The organism is Pseudomonas sp. NPDC086278 (assembly GCF_050280905.1).
Lineage (GTDB): Bacteria > Pseudomonadota > Gammaproteobacteria > Pseudomonadales > Pseudomonadaceae > Aquipseudomonas.
Genome location: NZ_JBNNWE010000023.1, coordinates 1 through 20,113, shown reverse-complemented (window position 1 = coordinate 20,113; position 20,113 = coordinate 1). Strand labels below are relative to the sequence as shown.

Genomic DNA, 20,113 nt, shown 5'->3' with positions numbered 1-20,113 from the left:
CGCCGCCCGGAGCAAGCCCGCTCCCACAGTTGACCGCGTTCATCTGGAGGAGCGCGGTCCCCCTGTGGGAGCGGGCTTGCTCGCGAAAGCGGCAGTAGCTCAAGCGCTGATCTTCAGCCCAACCAACCCGGCAATAATCAACGCCACACTGGCCAGCCGAAACAGCGCCATCGATTCGCCAAACAGAATGATCCCGGCAATCACCGTGCCCACCGCACCCACACCGGTCCAGATCGCATAGGCCGTGCCCAGCGGCAATTCCTTCATCGCAACGCCAAGCAGGCCAAGGCTGATAGCCATGGCGGCAATGGTCAATGCGGTGGGGAGAGGGCGGCTGAAGCCGTCGGTGTACTTCAGGCCAACGGCCCAGCCAACTTCGAACAGCCCGGCGAAAAACAGAATGATCCAGGACATGAAAGACCTCCATCGATTGACGGGGTCGTCCCCAGATTAATGACTCGATCGAGCCGCGAGGTCGTCCTCGCGTTGCGCCATAGAGTGCCCATCATTAACCGAAGGATCAAGTTTTCGGCTTACTCGGCAGCCTGCCGAGCAGCTATTTCACGGTCTTCTTTCTCGCTCATCCGACGGAAATACGTCGAGAGCAGCGCCCCGGAAATGTTGTGCCACACACTGAACAACGCGCTCGGCACCGCCGCCAGTGGCGAGAAGTGCGCGCTGGCCAGGGCGGCGCCCAAGCCTGAGTTCTGCATGCCGACTTCCAGCGCCAGGGATTTGCGTTGCGCCAGTGGCAGCTTGAACAGGCGCCCGGTGAAGTAACCCAGCAGATAACCGAAGCTGTTGTGCAGCATGACCACGGCCATGATCAGCAGGCCGGATTCGGCAATCTTCGCCTGACTGGCCGCGACCACCGCCGCAACGATAATCACGACGCTGACCACCGAAATCAGCGGCAACACTTCAACCGCATGACGCACCCGGCTGCCGAGCACGCGCTGGGCAACCACGCCAAGGATGATCGGCAGCAGCACCACTTGCAGGATCGACCAGAACAACTCCATGAACGACACCGGCAACCACGCCGACGCCAGCAGCCAGATCAGCGCCGGGGTCAGCAGCGGGGCGAGGAGGGTGGTGACGGCAGCGATGGCCACCGACAGCGCCAGATCGCCGCGAGCGAGCCAGGTCATCACGTTCGACGAGGTGCCGCTTGGGCAGCAGCCGACCAGAATCACCCCGACGGCGATTTCCGGCGGCAGGTGAAACGCCTGGCAGAGCAACCACGCCACACCGGGCATGATCACGAAATGCGCGACCACGCCCAATGCCACACGCCATGGATGGCGGGCGACTTCGGCGAAGTCTTCGAGTTTGAGGGTCAGGCCCATGCCGAACATCACCAGACCCAGCAGCGGCACGATCGCTCCCTTGAGGCCGATGAACCACGCCGGTTGCAGAAACGCCACGACGGCGAAAATCAACACCCAGTAAGCAAAGGTGTTGCCGACGAAGCGGCTTAAGGCGGCGAGAGCGCGCATGGTCTGATCCTTATTACTCGATTTTGAAAATGACACCGGGCCCATGTGGGAGCGACGGTGCGACGATTCGACTTGCTCGCGAAGACGGCGTGTCAGCCAATATAGATGTCGACTGACACTCCCTCTTCGCGAGCAAGCCCGCTCCCACATTAGTCATCACAAGGCTTTAGATGCCTTGTGGGGTCTCTTCGCCGCCCAGCGCTTCAACCAGCGCCGGCAGGAAGTCACCGAAGGTCAGCATCATCAGGGTGAAGCTGGCGTCCAACTGGCCGAGGGCTTCTTCGCCGCCGTCCTGTTCCGCTTGATCCTGCAGCAGGTCTTCGAACTTCAGGCGCTTGACGGTCATTTTGTCGTCGAGCATGAACGACAACTTGTCCTGCCAGGCCAGCGACAGCTGCGTGACAACTTTACCGGTGCTCAAGTGCAGCTGGATTTCGTCGCTGGTCAGGTCCTGGCGCTTGCAACGCACAATACCGCCGTCTTCGTGGGTGTCGCGCAGTTCGCACTCGTCCAGCACAAAGAAGTCGTCCGCGGCTTTCTGGGTGGTGACCCATTCAGTCATGGTGGCGGTCGGCGACATTTTTACGGTCAGCGGACGTACCGGCAGGGTGCCGATCACTTCACGCAACGTCGACAACAGGTCTTCGGCGCGTTTCGGGCTGGCCGAGTTGACCAGGATCAGGCCTTGTTTCGGTGCGATGGCGGCGAAGGTCGACGAACGACGGATAAACGCGCGCGGCAGGAACGCCAGGATGATTTCATCCTTGATCTGGTCACGCTCCTTCTTATAGACCTTGCGCATTTGCGTGGCTTCGATCTCTTCGACCTTTTCCTTGACCGCGTCACGCACGACGCTGCCCGGCAGAATGCGTTCTTCCTTACGGGCGGAAATCAGCAGGAAGTCGCCGCTGACGTGCACCAGTGGCGCATCTTCGCCCTTGCCGAATGGCGCGACGAAACCGTAGGTGGTCAACTCCTGGCTTGCACAAGGACGCGCCAGTTTGGTGGCCAGTGCAGTTTCCAACGCCTCGGCATCAAAAGGCAGATCTTGGGTCAGGCGATAGATAAGCAGGTTTTTGAACCACATGAGGCGAGTCTCTCCTTTATACAAAGGGGGGCATTATTCTCTTCGCGGCGCCATAGGCCAACCCTTCTCTAAGCCTTTGGAAGGCCTGCAAAAATTATTTAAAAAAGTGCTTGCCAGAGGTTGGGGCGCTCCGTAGAATGCGCGCCACACCGAAAGTGAAGGGTGATTAGCTCAGCTGGGAGAGCGTCTGCCTTACAAGCAGAATGTCGGCGGTTCGATCCCGTCATCACCCACCATTCGCTTTAGTGTTACGCGCAGCGGTAGTTCAGTCGGTTAGAATACCGGCCTGTCACGCCGGGGGTCGCGGGTTCGAGTCCCGTCCGCTGCGCCATATTCGGTAATCTGGAACGCTGAACGCCAGGTCACCACGGAAAAACCCGCTTAACGCGGGTTTTTTTCTGCCCCACGTTTACATGTTGTTCCTGCGGGTCGCGTCGTTTTACTGGTTTTCAGATTTATTTGAGAAAATATTCAATTAAATCAACACGTTATGAAAACCTGTGGCATAATGCGCCCCGCAACGAAGGTAAAGGGTGATTAGCTCAGCTGGGAGAGCGTCTGCCTTACAAGCAGAATGTCGGCGGTTCGATCCCGTCATCACCCACCATTACTTTCAACGCTACGCGCAGCGGTAGTTCAGTCGGTTAGAATACCGGCCTGTCACGCCGGGGGTCGCGGGTTCGAGTCCCGTCCGCTGCGCCATATTCGGTAACCTGGAACGCTGAACGCCAGGTCACCACGGAAAAAGCCCGCTTGCTGCGGGCTTTTTTTCGTCTGGAATTTGGCGTGTGCGCTTCTTCCTGTGGGTTTGTTTGCCTGTTATTGCTCGGCGTTACGGCTATGTCGGTAGTCGCTCACCGCTTCATACACCGCTTTGCGTAGCCGATTGATCCCACCTATCGGCCGGTGCGCTTGCAGCCCGAACCACGGATTGAACGACTGGTTGTCGCATTGCAGATTCAACGCGGGCGTATCAAAGTCCTGCGCGGGCAGGGTGATCCGGGCCACGGTTTCGAACGGCACATCACTTTCTTTCCATTCAATGCTCGTGTCCTCAATCGGCATGTACTTGCCCGGATCCTGGCGCTGGATCTGCAGGACGAAACACGCGGGCACCCGATCCGTCGACAACTGCTGATTCAGTGCATTACGCAAAAAGTTCGGCAGTTTCTGGTTTTGCGCTGGCAGCGTATACGCAGGGCAGCTATCCGGGTCTGGCATGACCCGGAACTTGGCATTGGCTTCACCGAATTTGTAGGGCGAAACCGAAAAGTATGTGGTCTGTGTCGGGCTCTCAGGGGCGGGGGAGAGCGTCGCCAGCGCGATAAACAGATGCCGAACCTGCCAGCTGCGTGGATCCCAGCCGGGGAAGAACGCCGTCAGTTTCTTGCCATCAGCCTGCGCGGCCACATTCTGCCGGTACTCGGCGACATCGCTGACAAAGAAGTTCGGATGACTGAACATCACGAAATCCTGCTCCGCGCGGTGTTGTTGATCGGCGAGCAGTTGTTGACCAGGCACCTCAAGCAACTTGATCGCCATGCCCCGGGCGTCGCGAATGCTGTCGAATTGCGGGTACGCATTGCCATTGGACAGGCGCATCGTCGCTTGCCATGTTTTCCCCGGCTCGCTGAACACACCTTGGCGCAGCTCCACGGGCAACTGCGGCAGCACTTGAACTTCGGCCTTCACGCAGCCATGCGCTTTGGCGTGCGCATCGCGCAAATAGCGGGTGCTTCCGCGGTGTTGATCGACGATGCGCACGGCGGTCTGGATGATGTCCTGCGTCATGGCCGCTTCGCCGTCCGGTATCAACTCCTGTGCCGAAACCGCTCCGCTGTGCTGCCAGGCAAACCACGCCGTGGCCACAGCCCAGCCCAGCAGTCCAAGGCCCACCAAGCACAACAGGGTTTTACCCAGAAAGGCCCCCAACCACATCCAGAGTCTGCTCATGGCAATTGTGCCTCCAACGGGCCGCCCAACACTTTGAGGTATTCCAGCAACGCCCAGCGTTCTTCCGGTTGCAGCCCGCGACCGATGACGCCGTTGCCGCGTTTGCCGGCGCGAAACTCGTGGCCGCTGTTGTGATTGCCGGTGATGCGCGTATCGAACACAAACCCATTGGTAAAGGCCTCGGTGCGATAGCCGAGGTGCTTCGGGTCGTACTCGAAGGTGCCTTTATAGAAGGTGGTGGCGCGTTCATCCTGCGGCGAAAGCAACTGATAGATGCTCGGCACCGAACCGTTGTGCAGAAACGGCGCAGTCGCCCACACGCCCGCCAGTGGCCTGGCCTTATAGGCGCGCAATTCGCGCACGCCAATCGGCAGGCCGAAGCCATCCATGTTCGGCCGCTCGGCCTCGGGAATTTTCGCCTCGCGGTACGCCCGATTACTGACGAACGCCGTGACATAAGCCAGGCCTTTGGCTGACGAGAGCTTGCTCAGGTCCAGCGGTTCAGTGGGCGGCGGCTGCAATTGCACATCCAGTTTCGCCAGCTCCTTCGGGTCCCATTGCAAGGCGCTGAGGTCGAAGCGGTGGTCGGCGATATTGTTGGCAGCGTTCGGGTCTGTGCCGATAAAGGCCACGGGCAGCATTTTCAGTTGCTGCACCCAGCGCTCACCGTTTTGGACCGAGCTGGGCACGTGGCAACCCGCGCAATTCTCGCTGAACAGCTCGCGACCTTTGGCGGCCAGTGGCTTGTCGACAGCACCCAGTACATCTTCCGGCCAGGCAGGCGGTTTGAGCCGTTGCAGGGTTTGCTCGATCAGGTGCAGGTCGCGCAGGCGGACACTGGACGGATAGCGGTCCTCTCCTTTCAGCGGCTGGCCGTTATCGTCGAAAAAATTCAGGGTGGCGCCCACGCCCAAGGCTTCGCCGATGTTACGCGCCATGGGTTGTTGCGCCGAACCGTTCCACTGCACCCAGTCGAAGGTCCACATGTCCCACAACTGCGGGTAATCCACCGGCGCATTGGCGACGCGGTAGTTATCGGCGGAAATGGCATCACCGAAACTGGCGTTGGCGATACGCCCGAAGGCATCGGTGCGGCCGGGGCCTTCCTCGGTTGGATATAGCCCGCGATGGGTGTCGTTCCACGCCACCTTCAAGAACGTATCGAGCGAGACTTTGAAGTCTTTGCGCAGTTGCTGCTGGCGGGAATCGTAGTCCTCACCGAGCACGTTGCGGGCGAACCGTTCGAATTTCCAGGGGTTGTAGTACGTCGACGCCAGGCTTGCGACCAATGCCTGTCCGAAACTGCCCCCGCGCAATGTAGGAACACTCGAAGGCAAGACATGCTGCGCCGTGCCGCCGTCGATGCGCACAGCCTGACCGTTGAATCGCAATTCACCGGTGTGGCAGGCGGCGCAGGTGATGTCGAGCATCTGTTCCTGGCTGCCCGGGTTTTGATGACGGGCGAAACCCACGGGCAAGTTGCCGGGGTTGTTCGGCGTGGCTTTCTGGCTCGGGTCGATCAAAAAGCCGAAACGCGCGAGGTATTCCGGCGCGGCGAATCGTTGCTGCGAAAAGGGCAATTCGAGGGCGTTGAACCAGTCATAGCGCAAGCCTTTGACCTGGGTGCCTTGGGGGGTGAAGTAGTAAGTCTGGCGGTCTTCGGCGCTCCACTGCTCGAGGTAGTGCACCTGTTGCGCTGGCGTCCAGGTTGGCAGTTTCGGGTTGGCGACATAGTACAGAACCACGCCGAGGCCGAGGCCCAGCACCACAGCGAATAAAATCAGCAAACGGAATAAGAGGCGCAAGTTGAACATCCTTGTCGATTTGTTGCTCTCTTATGCCTCAGCGTCTGAAGGGCGGCAAGTGGCCATTACGCCAGTTGTGGTGGGATTCGGGATCAGTGCTTGTGGGGCAAGATGACAGAACCTTCATCATGCCAATCCCGAAATGCGTTAAAACACCTGAACTTATCAGAAGATTCCAGCTCTCATGCCGGTAGCCATTGGTCGTGGCCGCCTGATAAGCTCGCGGCTTTACTCGATTGCCCTTTAGGCGCATGAACAAGGAAATAGCATGAAACAGCATCGGTTGGCGGCGGCGGTGGCCCTGGTTAGCCTGGTACTTGCGGGTTGTGATTCGCAGACCAGCGTAGAGCTGAAAACCCCGGCGCAAAAAGCTTCCTACGGGATTGGCCTGAACATGGGCAAAAGCCTGGCTCAGGAAGGCATGGATGACCTGGACTCCAAGGCCGTAGCTCAAGGCATCGAAGATGCCGTCGGCAAGAAAGAACAGAAGCTGAAGGACGAAGAACTGGTCGAAGCCTTCGCAGCACTGCAGAAACGCGCTGAAGAGCGCATGGCGAAGATGAGCGAAGAGTCGGCAGCCGCCGGCAAGAAATTCCTCGAAGAAAATGCCAAGAAGGCCGGTGTAACCACCACCGCTTCGGGCCTGCAGTACGAAGTAGTGAAAAAAGCTGACGGTCCACAGCCCAAGCCTACCGACGTGGTGACTGTTCACTACACCGGCAAGCTGACCAACGGCACCACCTTTGACAGCTCGGTTGATCGCGGTAGCCCGATTGATCTGCCGGTCAGCGGTGTGATTCCGGGTTGGGTCGAAGGCCTGCAACTGATGCACGTTGGCGAGAAGTACAAACTGTACATCCCTAGCGAACTGGCTTACGGCGCCCAGAGCCCAAGCCCTGCGATCCCGGCCAACTCGGTGCTGGTGTTCGACCTGGAACTGCTGGGCATCAAAGACCCGGCAAAAGAAGACGCTGCCAAGTAATTTGCGTCTGCTCTAAAAACAACGCCTCGCTTATGCGGGGCGTTGTTGCATCTGGCGTTGCGCGAAGGTAAACAAAGCGAACGGATGCCCTGGGTTGCAGTCATAGGCAGTGAAGAGGCTGTGAGTAGTCTCACCTTGGCGCCAAGTCAATGAAATCTTGGGTTTTTTTATGTGAGTAAAAAACGCCCGATCTGAGCTCAGCCCTTATGAAACGGGGCTTTCAGCGGTGAAATGCAGCTCTGTTCACAAGGTTATCCACAATTTGTGTGGATAACATTTCAGTGGGAGGAATGATGAAAGCACCCTGGAATTTCGCTCGATTCTTGCCCCTCGCCGGTCGCTTGCTCGCGCGTGGGCGCCTGCCGAGCCTGTTATTCGCCGTCGCCAGCAAAGGTGCCAGCGAAGGTGGCCGGCTGGGCAAACTCAAGGACGACCTGCGCCTGTTGCAGGCGTTGTGCCTGGCCTACTGGCGAGGTGAGTACCGTGCCATCAGCCGCAAATCGATCCTGACCGTCGTCGCTGGGTTGATGTATTTCCTCAGTCCTCTCGATGCCATCCCGGATTTCATCCCGGTCTTCGGCATGCTCGACGACATCGCGGTGCTGGCCTGGGTGATGAAAACCCTCGATGACGAACTCAATGCCTTTCGCGCCTGGCGCAATCGACAGTTGCCGGAGAAGCTCGCGGTGGTCGAACGCCTGCCCGACACCCCTGAGCAACTTCAGCTCCAAGGCCCGAAAAAAAGCTGATCCGATTGGGCATCGTGCCTATTTCATGCCCCCGCGCGACCTTGGCCGCTGTTAGGATTACACTTCTAGGGAAAAGTGCCGACTCGCTAAGTGTCGTTGTCCTACGGGGAAGTCATGGATATTCAGATAATCACACGCGAAGGCGAGCCCGAATATGCGGTTTTGCCGTGGGCTCAGTATCAGGCTCTACTGAAAGCAGCAGGCATTAACGAGCAACCGGCACCCGACACGCCGGTACGTCACGCGGCATCACCAGACCCGATTCTTCCAGGTCTGGATCAACTACGCAGTTTGCGCGAAGGGAAGGGCATCGCCATCGAGGCGCTGGCCCGCACGGTAGGCATCAGCCCGTCTTATCTGGCCTTGATCGAAAGTGGCGAGCGTCAACCCGACGCTGCGATTCGCCGCAGCCTGGCCTGGGAATTGACGGTGCCAGGGTGGAGGGATGAATCGTGAGCGTACGCATCAGTCGTCAACATTGGGACGGGTTGCTCGGTGAACTGGATCAGGCCCGCCGCCAGCGCCACTTGCTGACATATCGAGCGTTGCTGGAGCGTTTGCAGTTGCCCACGCCGGCCATGCAAACCCTCACCGCTGCGCTGGAACATCTGGCCGCGCTGGACGCCAAGGCCGAGCAGCCGCTGCGCAGCTCGCTGGTGATCAGCCAAGGCGCGAGCCGCCTGCCACGCACCGGTTTCTTCGAATGCGTCGAACGCCTGGGACGATTCTCCGGGCCGTCCGACGGTGTCGCCGCTGCCTCGTGGCACGCTTCGGAGGTGGTGCGCGTGTTCGAATACGAGTACCCGGAATCGGCGGAGGCCTGAGTGTTTTTAAAACTCAAGGCGCGGGCCGGTTACTGGCTGGCGCGCCGCTTGTTTCACTGGTCGTGGTTCGTGCGCCAGCCGCGCGGCTGGCACTGGCTCGAAGGCCAGTTCGCCCGCATGGCGAATCTCGGCGATGTCGGCGCGCAAAGCTTCTATGGCCACATCCTGACCTTTCGCGGCGTCGGCCTGGGGGCTCGTGAAGAAGGCGTGCGACTTTTGCGCCTGGCGGCGTTGGCGGGCGATGGCAAAGCGGCGTATCAAGTCGGCGTGATCAGCCTGGCGGGGACGCCGAGCAAAGCGCCGGACCCGGTGGAAGCGGCACGATTTTGGCGGATAGCGGCGCAGGCCGGGCATCCGTTGGCTGAAATCAAACTGAAAGAGTTGGTGGGGAACTGATCGTCCCCAAGCTCCGCGTGGGAATACAGCTCGTGTCCGGCTAAACGCCACCGCTGCAATTGGAACGCATATCGTCTATGGAGGCATTTCCGCCCTGAGCATGGGTACGCTCAAGCGGGGACGCCTGACAACGGATCTCAAGTAATAAATCGATCTAATCAAGGAAGATAAAAAATTGAAAAAAACGCTCTGCGCCCTGTTTCTAATCTGCCTGACCACCAGCGCACTCGCCAACGATAACTCCATCGGCTTTCACGCCTCCACACTGCCAGACCCGCAAAACGAACGCCCACTGGAAATGGTCGTCTGGTACCCCAGCGCCACCAGCGCCATCACCCCGCAATTGTTCGGCGACAACCCAGTGTTTGTCGGCGCCCTTGCCGTACCCAACGCGCCACCGGCTGCCGGCGAACATCCATTGGTGGTGCTTTCCCACGGTAACGGCGGTAGTTGGATCAACCAGACATGGCTGGCCAGCGCGCTGGCCCACAAGGGTTACATCGTCGCGGCGGTCAACCACCCCGGCACCACCAGCCGTGACCGCAGCCCCCAAGCCGCGGCACAACTATGGCAACGACCCGCCGACCTGAGCCGAGCCATCGACGCAGTCACGGCTCAGCCGGAAAAATTCGGCGTCGTCGCCAAGCAGCGAATTGCAGCCGTGGGCCATTCACTCGGCGGCTGGACCGTCCTGGAAATCGCCGGTGCGCGTTTCGACCCCGACCGCTTCGCCAAGGACTGCATCGTCCATCCAAAGTTGGCCAGTTGCACCGCCTACCAAACGATGAACCCCGCAAGCACCCCGGAATCGAAGGCACGGCTGGCCGCCGATCTGCGCGATAAACGCATCACCGCCATTGTTTCATTGGACCTGGGCCTGTCACGCGGGATGACCGATGAAAGCCTTGCACAGTTGCCGGTGCCGACGCTAGTGATTGCAGCGGGCGTGCCATCTGAAGAACTTCCTGCTGAGCTGGAGTCCGCCGACTTGGCCAAACGCTTGCCCACAGCGTCGAAGCGCTATGTCGAGATTCAAGACGCCAGCCACTTCAGCTTTATGGCGGTGTGTAAACCTGGGGCGGTGGCGATGCTTGAAGAAGCGGTGCCGGGTGATGGGATTATTTGTGGGGATGGAGAGGGAGGGAGGCCGCGGGAGGTGATTCAGGAGCAGGTTGCGTTGTTGATCGCAGAGTTTCTGGCGCAGTTACCTCGCGGCTAACGGGGATGTTATTAACGCTGGGATGATATTTCACTAGCGTTAAGCGTTAGCTTGGTTGTCTGGGGATGAACGCTTTGGGCCGATGCGCTATTGACGATAGGCAGCAATCGGCCAAAAACAGACTTTCAAACAACACCCGCAGTAGAATATGCGTATTCTTCTCACCAGCAGTCGTCTGGGCGAGTGCGGCGAGGCTAGTTGCGACATCAGTGGAAGGTCGCCATCTTCCATTCCTTGGCAATTGTTCCGTTCTGCCCGGGTTAAATAGGATAGCAGTGGCAATTGAAACATGACGTTCGTCGGCCTACATCAGGACCAGTCCCCCGAGACGTTTTAATGATTAATTCGAGCTATAAAAAGCAGAGCATAAAACAAATGAAACTCAGTCCATCTGAGAAAAAATCAAAAAGAATAGTTTTAACAGTGGTAGTGTGTTTGTTTTTTGGCGCATGGCTTTATTATATTGGCTGGGCTTCTAGCGTTTCAGCGCGAACAGTTTTAATGCCTGAAATTCCCGAATGGAGTACATACCTGCTGTTCAGCTCCATTACTGGGCTTATCGCTGCAATTCGAACACTCTACAAGCGGTCTGGGGGCAAGACAGCAATACAAATTCTAAACTCTTTTGCTGGTTGGTTTTGTTTGGGATTTATTTTATCTGTCAATAGTTATGCCGCTGCCGCCTATCTTTTGCCTGGCGAGATTATTAGTTATAAGTCTTCATATGAACTAAGATACCCCGGGCCTTCCAGAGGGAGATTTGGTCGTTGCGAGGCAGGTCTATGGATCGAAGATCCAAGCACAAACCGCTGGATTGAGCTTTGCACGAACAAAATGGATTTGGATAAGAATATAAAACAGGGGATGAAGTTAGTATGGGTGAGTGCCCATACGAATAAAATAGGTAGCTACATTATGAGCTATACTTTTATCTATAATTAAACTCGTCAGAGTCAAATCTTTTTTTCGTAAACAATAGATTAAGCGGAAGTTATTCTTTTGGCACCAAGAACAGCAAGGTATGAGGCCAATGCCGATAGCTCGCTGACGATGTACGCATTAGCAGCGTGTCCATGGTCTGCTTTTGGCCGGAAGTTGCCACTCACGACCGGCCGCTTTCGGCCAAAAGCAGACCATGGACACGCAGCTAACACGTCAGTAAAGTGCAAAGTAATATGTCGCTTTCCCCCTTCTTGATGTCGCGTTTACAACGTCGTTTTTTTGATTGCTCAAGGGATTACGCATGAACATGGGATGTTATGCCAAAAGTCGTTCGGCATCTAGAAGTTGAATTTAAGGAGCAATAAAGTGGAAATCAAGATTGATGTGTTGGGTTCTCCAACAGAAAAGGATAAAGGAGTTCTGAATAATAGGTTTTTAGAATATCTTCGAATTCAATATCCAAATCTACCACCAGAATCGGAAGATAAAATATTTATGGTGGTTGCACACGATGAAGTAGGCGACTACATCGGTGCAATAAGCTGTAATTGTTACTGGGATGGCTTAGAAATTGACACCTTTTGGGTTAAGGAATCTCATCGCGGTAAAAAAGTAGGATCTATGCTTTTGGAAAAAGCAGAAGCGATTGGTGCCAACAATGGGGCAGTAGTCGCATTCTTAAAAACCGTTGATGCTAAAAAGTTCTATGAGCGGCATGGATATGAGATTTACGGTGTTCTTGAGGATCGCCCAATCGGGACTAACCTGTATCATTTAAAGAAACGGCTAGTAAAACATGCATAACAACTGGTTCAAATCGTTCACTTCGCTCAATGGGACGGGCTAAAGCCCCCCTTAACCAAATGCTGGTCAGAGTCCGCTATGGGTCCAGTCTGTGTGAAAACGCATGCACCGTTTTGAAGTCTGCATTGCTACGTAAGATCTGCCAGCGTTTGGTTAGTCAGCAGACCTGAAATTTGCGTAGGAACGCGACTTTCGTTCCGATTCTGACTGTCAAACTTGCTCTAAAACGTTTTCACACAGCCTCGGTCGACTGCTGCCCTTCGCGACAGACAGTAATCGGCCAGAAGCGATGCTCGCGGCTTAGCACGAATCTTACGTACACAGTAATATCCGTCTGCACCGCCCAAGCTACGGAGTCGGGCTATTGACCATGAAGGGACCAAGTGAATCTACAACTTGAAATTGAGAGGATCTTTGGGGGTAAAGCATTTGCCCGGCCACTGTTCTATTCCTGTCCAGGAGGTCTGCGTTTTGAGCTCTCCGAAACTGGTGGAGTGATTGAGCAATTTCTAACAGCACTACGAAAATCAACAAAGATCTGCAGAGATATCTTCCTTGATGACGCGACGCTTGTTGCTTGTCTGCGTATTCATTCTGGCAGCAACCGATTTGCTCATCGGCCCCTGATTCACGCTCTTCGATCTCTCGGCATTAACATACCCACGCAATGCTCAGTCTGGAGTGAGGAGATAGATCCGGAGGAATGGTTTTGCGAAAGGGAGCCGGAGTATTGGATCAACATCGCATTTGAAGCGCCTGCGGCTCTGCTTCAAGAATTTCTTTGGTGTGCTTTGGCCAGGGACTTTGCCGCAATTCGGCCTAACCCCAACTGCGCTGTATACCTCTTCAATTTGAAGAAGCACGTCATGGTTTTTCCCTACGACGACAGAGGTATGGATGTGGTCGGCCCCAACAAAGATCTGCTTTCACAGCTGTATCGTCAGCATCATGCATACCTGCTGGATTACGACCGAAACACGATGGACACCACATTTGCGGGGCCTGCGCGCTCTTTGCCGCTCACTTTTTGTCTGTTTTGATGGAACTGCCGATGGACATCATGGATACCAAGCAAGAAAACACCCTCGAAAAATCACTCAGGCTGGCGGCGGATGAACCGGCCCATCGACCTGACTTTTTCAAGACTCTGTTGAATTCCACTATCTACGTCCTTGGCACTGCCGGCACTGGGGAAGGTCAAGTCAACCTCGAGGCTGGTAGCAACATCAGCATCGCGCATTGGCAAAAGCCTGACGGCTCCGCTGTCATCCCGTTTTTTTCTTCGTTGCAAACACTACAAAGATCCATAGATAGCGAAGAGTCCTACGTAGAGATCCCGGCCAGATCGCTGTTTGAAATCACACTGGGCACCCCTCTTTTCCTCAATCCAAAGTCTCCTTACGGGAAAGAGTTTTTCCCGGAGGAAGTGCGCCATCTGCTCTCCGACGAGATCGGCCAAAAGCCGGTGCAGCGCACGGTCGAAAAAGACACCAAAGTGCTGCTCGGACAGCCGTCGCAATATCCGTCGAAGATGGTCACCTCGCTCACACAATTACTCGCCAAACATCGCAACGTAAAGCGTGCATTTCTGGCGTTGATGCATGACGCATCGTCTGATCAAAAGCCTCATCTGATCATTGGTATTGAAGCGGACGGAGATATTGAACTGGTCATGCGCGAAGCCGGTAACGTTGCCGGGGATACCGCTCCGGATGGCGAACCCGTTGACCTCTATCGCGTTCACGAAGGGGAATCAGGTCTTAGCGATTACTTCCTCAAGCAAACCGCACCCTTCTATGAACGGAAGTCGGCAGGCTGGCTGCGTTCATTGTTCGCCTTTGGCAAAGCGTGACAAAGATCAACGTCGTGCTAACCGCCGAGCAGGCCTGCGAAATCGTGCTTGGCCTGTTTGACGGCGTCATGAGAGATGGCAAACCTGAACGTTTTGTCATTCAGTCATGTGAGCTTTCCGCCAACGGCCATTACTGGCCGGTTGCAGCCCTTTGCGACAGGCAACAATCGGCCAAGAGCGGTCACCCGGCACTGCATCTGTTAACGCTTAAATTCGCCCGACTCACTTATCAAGCCGCTAAATAAATGACCGATACTTTCCGAGGTAGCTGCCTCTGCGGTGCTATCAGATACGAAATCGAATCACGCCCCAAAGCGCCTTCACATTGCCATTGCAGCCAATGTCGAAAAAGCCATGGCGCAGCATTTGCCAGTTATGGCAGCGTGCCCCGCGCTGATTTGCACCTCATCCAAGGCTCAGAGCGCATCACTTCCTACCGCTCTTCCGAATCAGTGCTTCGTCAGTTCTGCGGGCATTGTGGCTCGACGTTGTTCTGGTCGAGAAGCCAAGGGGATCATGCGGACTGGATATCTATCGCGCTGGGTACGCTAGACACTCCTTTTACATCCGACAAGCAGCAGCATGTCGAAGTTACGTCCAAGGCCCCTTGGTATGAAATCCAGGATCAGTGGCCACAATCTCGATGACCGCTTTGTGTGAGTAGCTGTCCTGTGCGACACGCAGCAACCTGCCAAAAGCGGACGTCCAGCTTTGGTTTAGAAAGAAACCCAGCGCTACGCCTTCGCTACGATCTCGTCCCACGCGGTAGGGCTGGAAAATAGCTCGTTCAGGAAACCTACAAACGCCTTCACATTCGGGCTGCCTCGGCGGCTCTCTGGCCACAAGGCTGTGATGGAGGAACGGTCGACTGCGAACTGTGGAAATAGCGGCTTCAGTTCTCCCCGTGCAACATAGGGCGCGGCGACGTAGGTGGGTGAAATGCCAATGCCACCGCCAGCTGCAAGCACTGCGGCAACTGCATCGCTGGCGTCGATGACGATGGATGCGTCGGGCGCTATCTCCACCATTTGGTTACCCACGTTGAATGGCCAACGCAGCGCTTGGCCCGAACTTTGGTAGCGAAAATTCACGCAGTCATGGTCGACCAGGTCGCTGAGTTCCAGGGGCGTGCCGCGTTTGGCTAAATAGGCTGGAGAGGCGAAAGCGCAGATTCGATGCGGCCCCAGCGTGCGGGAGATAAGCCGCGAATCGGCCAGGTTGCCCACGCGCACAGCCACATCGATGCCTTGCGTAACGATGTCCACAAACTGATCGCCCAAGCGCAGGTCGATGGCGAGCTTGGGGTAGCGCTCGCGAAACCTGGGAATCGCCGGCGCCAATATGTTCAGCCCGATAGGCGGCGGCGCGGTCACTTTCAAAGTGCCGGAGGGCTCCGCGCGCGAGGCCACTGCGGCCTGCTCGATGTCCTCTACCTCTCGCAGAATTCGTAGCGCCCGTTCGTAAAGATCCCGGCCTTCAGGTGTCAGGGTCAACGAACGGGTGGTGCGGTTGAATAAACGCAGCTCGAAATGTTGCTCCAGGCGTTGCACGCTTTTGCTGATAGCGGACGGCGACACAGATAAATCGCGGGCGGCAGCGGTGTAGCTGCCTAAAGAGGCAGCGCGGGCAAAGGCAATAAGACCGGTAAGGCGGTCTAACCCTATTTGTTCCTTCATGGCACTAGTAAAGCGACTTGTGGCCTGATTATCAACGTTGGCGCGAATCTTTAGTCTTTACCCAACGCCGCCATTCAGGCAGTCAAGGAGATCGACCATGAGCCATTCCGCCACCCTCCAAACCGCATTTACCCAATCGCTACCCGCTCATCTGGAAGGACGTACGGTGGTGATTTTCGGCGGCACATCCGGCATCGGTTTAGCCGCCGCGATTCAAGCCAACGCCGCCGGGGCATCGGTGATCGTGATCGGTTCCAATGCCGAGCGCGCCGAGCAAGCGGCGACAGAATACGGGTTCGCCGGCTGGCGCGCCGCTGATGTCACCAACGGCGATGCCGTCCACGCCGCCTTGGCCGACATCCCTCACGTGGATCATCTGGTTCTACTCGCCGGCACATTTGTGGCGGGCAAGGTGCTGGACGCTGAAATCGACTACCTGCGTCGGGCGTTCGAAGAGCGTATATGGGCTTCGTTGCACGCCATCCGCGCGTTGGGGAATCGGTTGTCCAAGAACGGCTCCATCGTCTTTATCTCTGGCTGTCTGGCCGACCGGCCCAACGCCCATGGCACCGCCGTGATCGCTGCTGCATCGGCGGCAATGGAAGCGCTGGCACGTGGCCTGGCCCTGGAGCTGGCGCCCATCCGTGTGAACACCCTGTCCCCAGGCCCGATCGACACCCCCATTTTTAGCAAAGCCCTGGGCGAGGGGCGCGATGCGTACGTGAACGCATGGGAGCAAGTGTTACCGTTGCATCGCATCGGTACCGCCGCTGAAGCAGGCGCCGCTACCGTTTTTCTGATGACCAACACCTTTATGAACGGCGCCACACTAAACATCGACGGCGGCGCTCGGCTGGTCTGAGTGACCTGCCTCGCACTGAGTCCATTTCAGGTACAACGCCATGACTGCGCTGGACTCGCTGCGGTTTAGGATTGCTTCAGACCCATTGCGGCCATTACTAAAGCGCGTTGAGATTCGTGCCTCAGCCGTTCCGGTTTCGAGCTATTGCGTTACTTGCGAAAAAGCATGAATGACATCCGCAGCCAACTTTTCAGCACTGTTCACCCCGTCAATCCGTAAGACCGGAGCGCTCTGCTCTGATAGCCACGCCTCGTGCCACGCTCGGTTGCGTCCTGAAAATTTCGGATCGTCATACTGCGAAGCCCATTCCCGAAAGGCCACATGTATCTCATGCATGTCACCACCCGGTGCTATCCGATCTCCAAAGCGTTCCTTTTCACGTGCGGCCAGCCGTTCAAGGCGAACGGGGGTTGGTGTTACAACGAACACAGTCAGATCGACATGGGTAATCAGCGCTTCTCCCCAGCCCATACACGAACCGGTCAGCACCCAATCGTCGTCACCGAGCTTTTGCTGGATCAATGACACGCGGTCACTGGGAGGTCGCTTGGTCGTAAAAGGAGGGTTAGTGGGCATCCAGAAATAGTCATCGACATCGACCTGTCGTACACCGAGCAGAGTTGCGACGTTTTGTATGACGCCGCCAACTACCGAATCCGCGCCGTAACCCAAGTGCTGGAAAACATGTCTATGCGCGGTTCGATTGACTGTGAATCCTTCATCCTCAGCGACTTTGCGTTGCTGTGCGCCATTCCGTTGCGGGATGGGTGTGACGTGTTGGATGTGTTGGGGCGGCGGTTGCGGGCGATGCCTTCGCAATAGCGTTTAGTGGTGACTGGTGACTGGTGACTGGTGACTGGCGACTTGTGCCTTGTGGCGAGGGGGCTTGCCCCCGTTGGGCTGCGAAGCGGCCCCAAAACCCGCAACCCGAATTTTCAGGTGCGTCGCCGAGTCGGTTGGCGACTGCTTTGCAGTCTGACGGGGGCAAGCCCTCTAGCCACAGAGGGCTGGGGGGACTGGGGCGCGCGCGATCAGCGATGCCCGGCGACTAGCGCGTCTTCCGCTTCGGGCACCGCGAGGCTATCAATCACATGCACGCTGTACCCCGGCACGTTCTTCGCGTGGTGTTTGGCTTGGGATGCCATCTCTGCCAATTGGCTGGCATCGAGTTGTCCACAGGCCTGCGGATGCAAATGCACCACACCGATGGAGAGTGACAACAACGGAAATTCCTGACGCATGCCCTGGCGATTGGGGGCGATGAAGCAGCCGGCTTCGAGGTGTTCGCTGCGGTAGAAGCGCCGGCACTGGCTTTGGAAGTCGTCGAGCAACTGGTTCAACCGTTTGCGCCAGTCGTCGGGGCCGAGCACCAGCAGGAAGTCGTCGCCGCCGATGTGGCCGACGAAGTCGCGGGAAGGGTCGACGCGATCATTCAGGCATTGCGCCAAACACAGTAGGACTTCGTCCCCACGGCCGTAGCCGTAGATGTCGTTGAAGGGTTTGAAACTGTCGATGTCGACGTAGCAGATCACCGATTCCCGTTCCTGTTGCAGCAGCCGGGTCAGGCATTGCTGGATCGGTACGTTGCCCGGTAGCAGGGTGAGCGGGTTGGCGTAGCGGGCTTGCTGGATTTTCAGTTCGGTAATCAGTTTGAGCACATCGATGACACGGCCCAATCCCAGGTAGCCGCCATTGAGGGTGATGATGAAATCCTCCTCGATGCGTTGCCGCGCGCGGCTGGTGATCAGGCGGCTGACCTGTTGCAGCGATTGGCTCATTTCCACGGCGAGAAAGTCGTCATTCATCAGGCGGCTGATAGGTTTGCGGGCGAACAGGTCGGTGGCGAAAGGCTTGAGCAACGCGTCTGACAGCGAATGCCGGTGGACGATGCCGCACGGTTGGCCTTGCGCGTCGAGCACCGCCAGCGAGTTCAGGTTGGCCTGACGGCGGAAGGCTTCCAGCACCGTGGCGGTCGGCGTGTCGCGGGGTACGGCCGGTTGGTCGTTGAGCAGGGCGCTGAGGTCGCTGCCTTCGTCGTTCAGCGTCACGGCAGTGCTGTCATGTTTGGGCATCAGCGCGCGTGCATCGCGAGGTGGATGTTCTTGCGGTCGGCACAGCAAGTAACCCTGCACCAGGTCGACGCCCATTTCGGTCAGCACCGCGAGTTCTTCCGGCAACTCGATGCCTTCGGCGATCACTTGCGCCCGTGAGGCCTTGGCGATTTGCAGGATCGAGCCGACGAACTCGCGTTTGAGTGCGTCCTGATGAATGCCGTCGATGAAGTGCCGGTCGATCTTCACGTAATCCGGACGCAACTCGGACCACAAGCGCAGGCTCGAATAACCCGCGCCCAAGTCGTCCAGCGCAATCGAAAAGCCCATCGCCCGATAGTGATGCAATGCGGTTTGCAGCAACTGGAAGTCGTCGGTCGGGGTTTGCTCTGTGAGTTCAATCACCACTTGATTCGGCGGGATGCCGAAGTCTTGCAGCAATTGCAAGGTGCGGCCCGGTTGGTGGGCGGCTTCGAGCAGGGATTCGGGCGAGACGTTGAGGAACAGTTTGCCGGGCAGTTGTTGTTCGTTGAAACGCCGGCAAGCGCTTTCACGGCAAGCGATTTCCAGTTCACTCAAACGACCGGCCTGACGAGCGACGGCGAACAGCGCGATGGGGGAGTGCAGCGGACTGTTGGAAGGGCCACGGCTGAGGGCTTCGTAGCCGATGATTCTTCGTTCAGAGAGGGAAATGATTGGCTGGAACAGACTGTGCAAACCGCTTTGAGCCAGTATTGAACTCAAGGCACTCAGCTGTTCGGTCGTGGTCATGGCGATCTCTGGCGATAAAAAAAGGACTGGGAGCAGACTCTTGTTACAGAGTGCTTCCAGCCCCTTATTTCACGACAGATTGATGACTGTTTGATGACGCTCCGGGGAGCGCCAGCATTAAATAGCCATCATCTTGCCGGTAACCCTTTAGTGCTTGGCCACCGCGCTGTTGAGCTTCAAGTAATCCAGCAGAATCCGCCCGGTCTCGCTCAGGTAGGCGTCGTCTTCCGGTTTGGTCTTGTCCGGCTCGGCCGCAATAGCGTCTTCGTCTTCTTTCTTCAGCTCTTTGAGCGGCTCTTCACCTTTGGCTTTGCGACGGATGTTTTCCATCACCAGCTGTTTGGCTTCGATGTCGGTGTGCTGCGCTCGACGGTCGGCTTCATTGAGGCTGACGGTTTTTTCTTCCATCAGTTTCTGCGCCAGGGCCAGTTTGTCGCGGATGAACACGAACTCTGCGTCCTTGGCCGTACGCATATCGTGCTCGGACTTGAGCTGCGCGATGTATGGCTTGAACGGATCAACCGCAGGCTTGATGGCCGGCTTGATCCTCTTTCTCGGGCACCTGCCGGCCAGTTTTGGCCTGATCAATCGCGGCACCTTGCGCCAGCAGGCGCTGGACTGTCTCAAAGGCCTGGCCGATG

At 57.0% G+C, this 20,113-nt stretch carries 22 protein-coding genes, 4 tRNA genes and 1 pseudogene; 18 read left to right on the top strand and 9 right to left on the bottom strand.

What is annotated here, in order from left to right; all coding sequences use genetic code 11:
* Positions 1-99 precede the first annotated feature (99 nt).
* From sugE to rdgC, 3 genes are all read right to left on the bottom strand, one after another.
* A complete protein-coding gene (gene sugE / locus ACQKP4_RS09775; RefSeq protein WP_427632582.1) occupies positions 100-414 on the bottom strand; it encodes a quaternary ammonium compound efflux SMR transporter SugE in 315 nt (104 codons plus the stop codon).
* 119 nt (positions 415-533) lie between these two features.
* Positions 534-1,499, bottom strand: a complete 966-nt coding sequence (locus ACQKP4_RS09770; protein ID WP_427632580.1) for a bile acid:sodium symporter family protein — start codon at positions 1,497-1,499, stop codon at positions 534-536.
* Between the two features lie 166 nt (positions 1,500-1,665).
* Complete coding sequence (gene rdgC / locus ACQKP4_RS09765; protein ID WP_427632578.1) at positions 1,666-2,586, bottom strand: recombination-associated protein RdgC; 921 nt, start codon at positions 2,584-2,586, stop codon at positions 1,666-1,668.
* A 160-nt stretch (positions 2,587-2,746) separates the two neighbouring features.
* Here rdgC and ACQKP4_RS09760 point away from each other — a divergent pair.
* The 4 genes from ACQKP4_RS09760 to ACQKP4_RS09745 all read left to right on the top strand — a co-directional run bounded on the left by ACQKP4_RS09760 (position 2,747) and on the right by ACQKP4_RS09745 (position 3,288).
* Positions 2,747-2,822, top strand: a tRNA-Val gene (locus ACQKP4_RS09760).
* Between the two features lie 18 nt (positions 2,823-2,840).
* A tRNA-Asp gene (locus ACQKP4_RS09755) sits at positions 2,841-2,917 on the top strand.
* A 200-nt stretch (positions 2,918-3,117) separates the two neighbouring features.
* Positions 3,118-3,193, top strand: a tRNA-Val gene (locus tag ACQKP4_RS09750).
* Positions 3,194-3,211: 18 nt separating this feature from the next.
* Positions 3,212-3,288, top strand: a tRNA-Asp gene (locus ACQKP4_RS09745).
* A gap of 117 nt (positions 3,289-3,405) precedes the next feature.
* Here ACQKP4_RS09745 and ACQKP4_RS09740 read toward each other — a convergent pair.
* Together ACQKP4_RS09740 and ACQKP4_RS09735 are read right to left on the bottom strand one after the other, a co-directional pair.
* Positions 3,406-4,539 (bottom strand): catalase family protein, encoded by a 1,134-nt coding sequence (locus ACQKP4_RS09740; protein ID WP_427632576.1) that lies wholly within the window; start codon positions 4,537-4,539, stop codon positions 3,406-3,408.
* Positions 4,536-6,344, bottom strand: coding sequence for a di-heme-cytochrome C peroxidase (locus ACQKP4_RS09735; protein WP_427632575.1), 1,809 nt, complete (start codon positions 6,342-6,344; stop codon positions 4,536-4,538). Before ACQKP4_RS09735 ends, ACQKP4_RS09740 begins: the two co-directional genes overlap by 4 nt.
* Positions 6,345-6,612: 268 nt before the next feature.
* Here ACQKP4_RS09735 and ACQKP4_RS09730 point away from each other — a divergent pair, with 268 nt between their 5' ends.
* The 12 genes from ACQKP4_RS09730 (at position 6,613) to ACQKP4_RS09675 (ending at position 14,759) form a co-directional block, all read left to right on the top strand.
* Positions 6,613-7,326 (top strand): FKBP-type peptidyl-prolyl cis-trans isomerase, encoded by a 714-nt coding sequence (locus tag ACQKP4_RS09730; protein WP_427632573.1) that lies wholly within the window; start codon positions 6,613-6,615, stop codon positions 7,324-7,326.
* Positions 7,327-7,619: 293 nt separating this feature from the next.
* The gene (locus ACQKP4_RS09725) at positions 7,620-8,075 is read left to right on the top strand and encodes a YkvA family protein (RefSeq protein WP_427632571.1); all 456 of its coding nucleotides are present in this window, start codon (positions 7,620-7,622) and stop codon (positions 8,073-8,075) included.
* A gap of 114 nt (positions 8,076-8,189) precedes the next feature.
* Complete coding sequence (locus ACQKP4_RS09720; protein ID WP_427632569.1) at positions 8,190-8,531, top strand: helix-turn-helix domain-containing protein; 342 nt, start codon at positions 8,190-8,192, stop codon at positions 8,529-8,531.
* Entirely contained in the window at positions 8,528-8,899 is a 372-nt protein-coding gene (locus ACQKP4_RS09715; RefSeq protein WP_003223109.1) for a hypothetical protein, read from the top strand. The genes ACQKP4_RS09720 and ACQKP4_RS09715 overlap by 4 nt, the downstream gene beginning before the upstream one ends.
* Positions 8,900-9,295 (top strand): sel1 repeat family protein, encoded by a 396-nt coding sequence (locus ACQKP4_RS09710; RefSeq protein WP_427632567.1) that lies wholly within the window; start codon positions 8,900-8,902, stop codon positions 9,293-9,295.
* Between the two features lie 175 nt (positions 9,296-9,470).
* Positions 9,471-10,514 carry an alpha/beta hydrolase family protein gene (locus tag ACQKP4_RS09705; protein WP_427632565.1) on the top strand — a complete coding sequence of 348 codons (1,044 nt, stop codon included), beginning with the start codon at positions 9,471-9,473 and terminating at the stop codon, positions 10,512-10,514.
* 336 nt (positions 10,515-10,850) lie between these two features.
* A complete protein-coding gene (locus ACQKP4_RS09700; protein WP_427632563.1) occupies positions 10,851-11,456 on the top strand; it encodes a hypothetical protein in 606 nt (201 codons plus the stop codon).
* Between the two features lie 366 nt (positions 11,457-11,822).
* On the top strand, positions 11,823-12,260 hold the full coding sequence (locus ACQKP4_RS09695; RefSeq protein WP_427632561.1) for a GNAT family N-acetyltransferase: 438 nt from the start codon (positions 11,823-11,825) through the stop codon (positions 12,258-12,260).
* Between the two features lie 383 nt (positions 12,261-12,643).
* Positions 12,644-13,300, top strand: coding sequence for a DUF3885 domain-containing protein (locus tag ACQKP4_RS09690; protein WP_427632559.1), 657 nt, complete (start codon positions 12,644-12,646; stop codon positions 13,298-13,300).
* A gap of 11 nt (positions 13,301-13,311) precedes the next feature.
* The gene (sseB, locus tag ACQKP4_RS09685; RefSeq protein WP_427632557.1) at positions 13,312-14,112 is read left to right on the top strand and encodes an enhanced serine sensitivity protein SseB; all 801 of its coding nucleotides are present in this window, start codon (positions 13,312-13,314) and stop codon (positions 14,110-14,112) included.
* Positions 14,109-14,357: a hypothetical protein gene (locus tag ACQKP4_RS09680; protein ID WP_427632555.1), complete on the top strand. Its 249-nt coding sequence runs from the start codon at positions 14,109-14,111 to the stop codon at positions 14,355-14,357. The genes sseB and ACQKP4_RS09680 overlap by 4 nt, the downstream gene beginning before the upstream one ends.
* A complete protein-coding gene (locus ACQKP4_RS09675) occupies positions 14,358-14,759 on the top strand; it encodes a GFA family protein (RefSeq protein WP_427632554.1) in 402 nt (133 codons plus the stop codon). It abuts the gene before it with no gap.
* A gap of 87 nt (positions 14,760-14,846) precedes the next feature.
* On the opposite strand, the gene ACQKP4_RS09670 is transcribed toward ACQKP4_RS09675, so the two are convergent.
* Complete coding sequence (locus ACQKP4_RS09670) at positions 14,847-15,788, bottom strand: LysR family transcriptional regulator (protein WP_427632552.1); 942 nt, start codon at positions 15,786-15,788, stop codon at positions 14,847-14,849.
* Between the two features lie 97 nt (positions 15,789-15,885).
* On the opposite strand from ACQKP4_RS09670, the gene ACQKP4_RS09665 reads away from it, so the two are divergent.
* Positions 15,886-16,650: an SDR family oxidoreductase gene (locus ACQKP4_RS09665; protein WP_427632550.1), complete on the top strand. Its 765-nt coding sequence runs from the start codon at positions 15,886-15,888 to the stop codon at positions 16,648-16,650.
* A gap of 141 nt (positions 16,651-16,791) precedes the next feature.
* On the opposite strand, the gene ACQKP4_RS09660 is transcribed toward ACQKP4_RS09665, so the two are convergent.
* Entirely contained in the window at positions 16,792-17,286 is a 495-nt protein-coding gene (locus ACQKP4_RS09660) for an adenylate kinase (RefSeq protein ID WP_427632666.1), read from the bottom strand.
* Here ACQKP4_RS09660 and ACQKP4_RS09655 point away from each other — a divergent pair.
* Entirely contained in the window at positions 17,233-17,472 is a 240-nt protein-coding gene (locus ACQKP4_RS09655; protein ID WP_427632664.1) for a short-chain dehydrogenase, read from the top strand. The genes ACQKP4_RS09660 and ACQKP4_RS09655 overlap by 54 nt on opposite strands.
* Before the next feature lie 209 nt (positions 17,473-17,681).
* On the opposite strand, the gene ACQKP4_RS09650 is transcribed toward ACQKP4_RS09655, so the two are convergent.
* Complete coding sequence (locus ACQKP4_RS09650) at positions 17,682-19,472, bottom strand: bifunctional diguanylate cyclase/phosphodiesterase (RefSeq protein ID WP_427632549.1); 1,791 nt, start codon at positions 19,470-19,472, stop codon at positions 17,682-17,684.
* Between the two features lie 147 nt (positions 19,473-19,619).
* Positions 19,620-20,018: pseudogene (locus ACQKP4_RS09645) on the bottom strand (carboxy terminal-processing peptidase); the annotation flags it as partial.
* Positions 20,019-20,113: the final 95 nt, after the last annotated feature.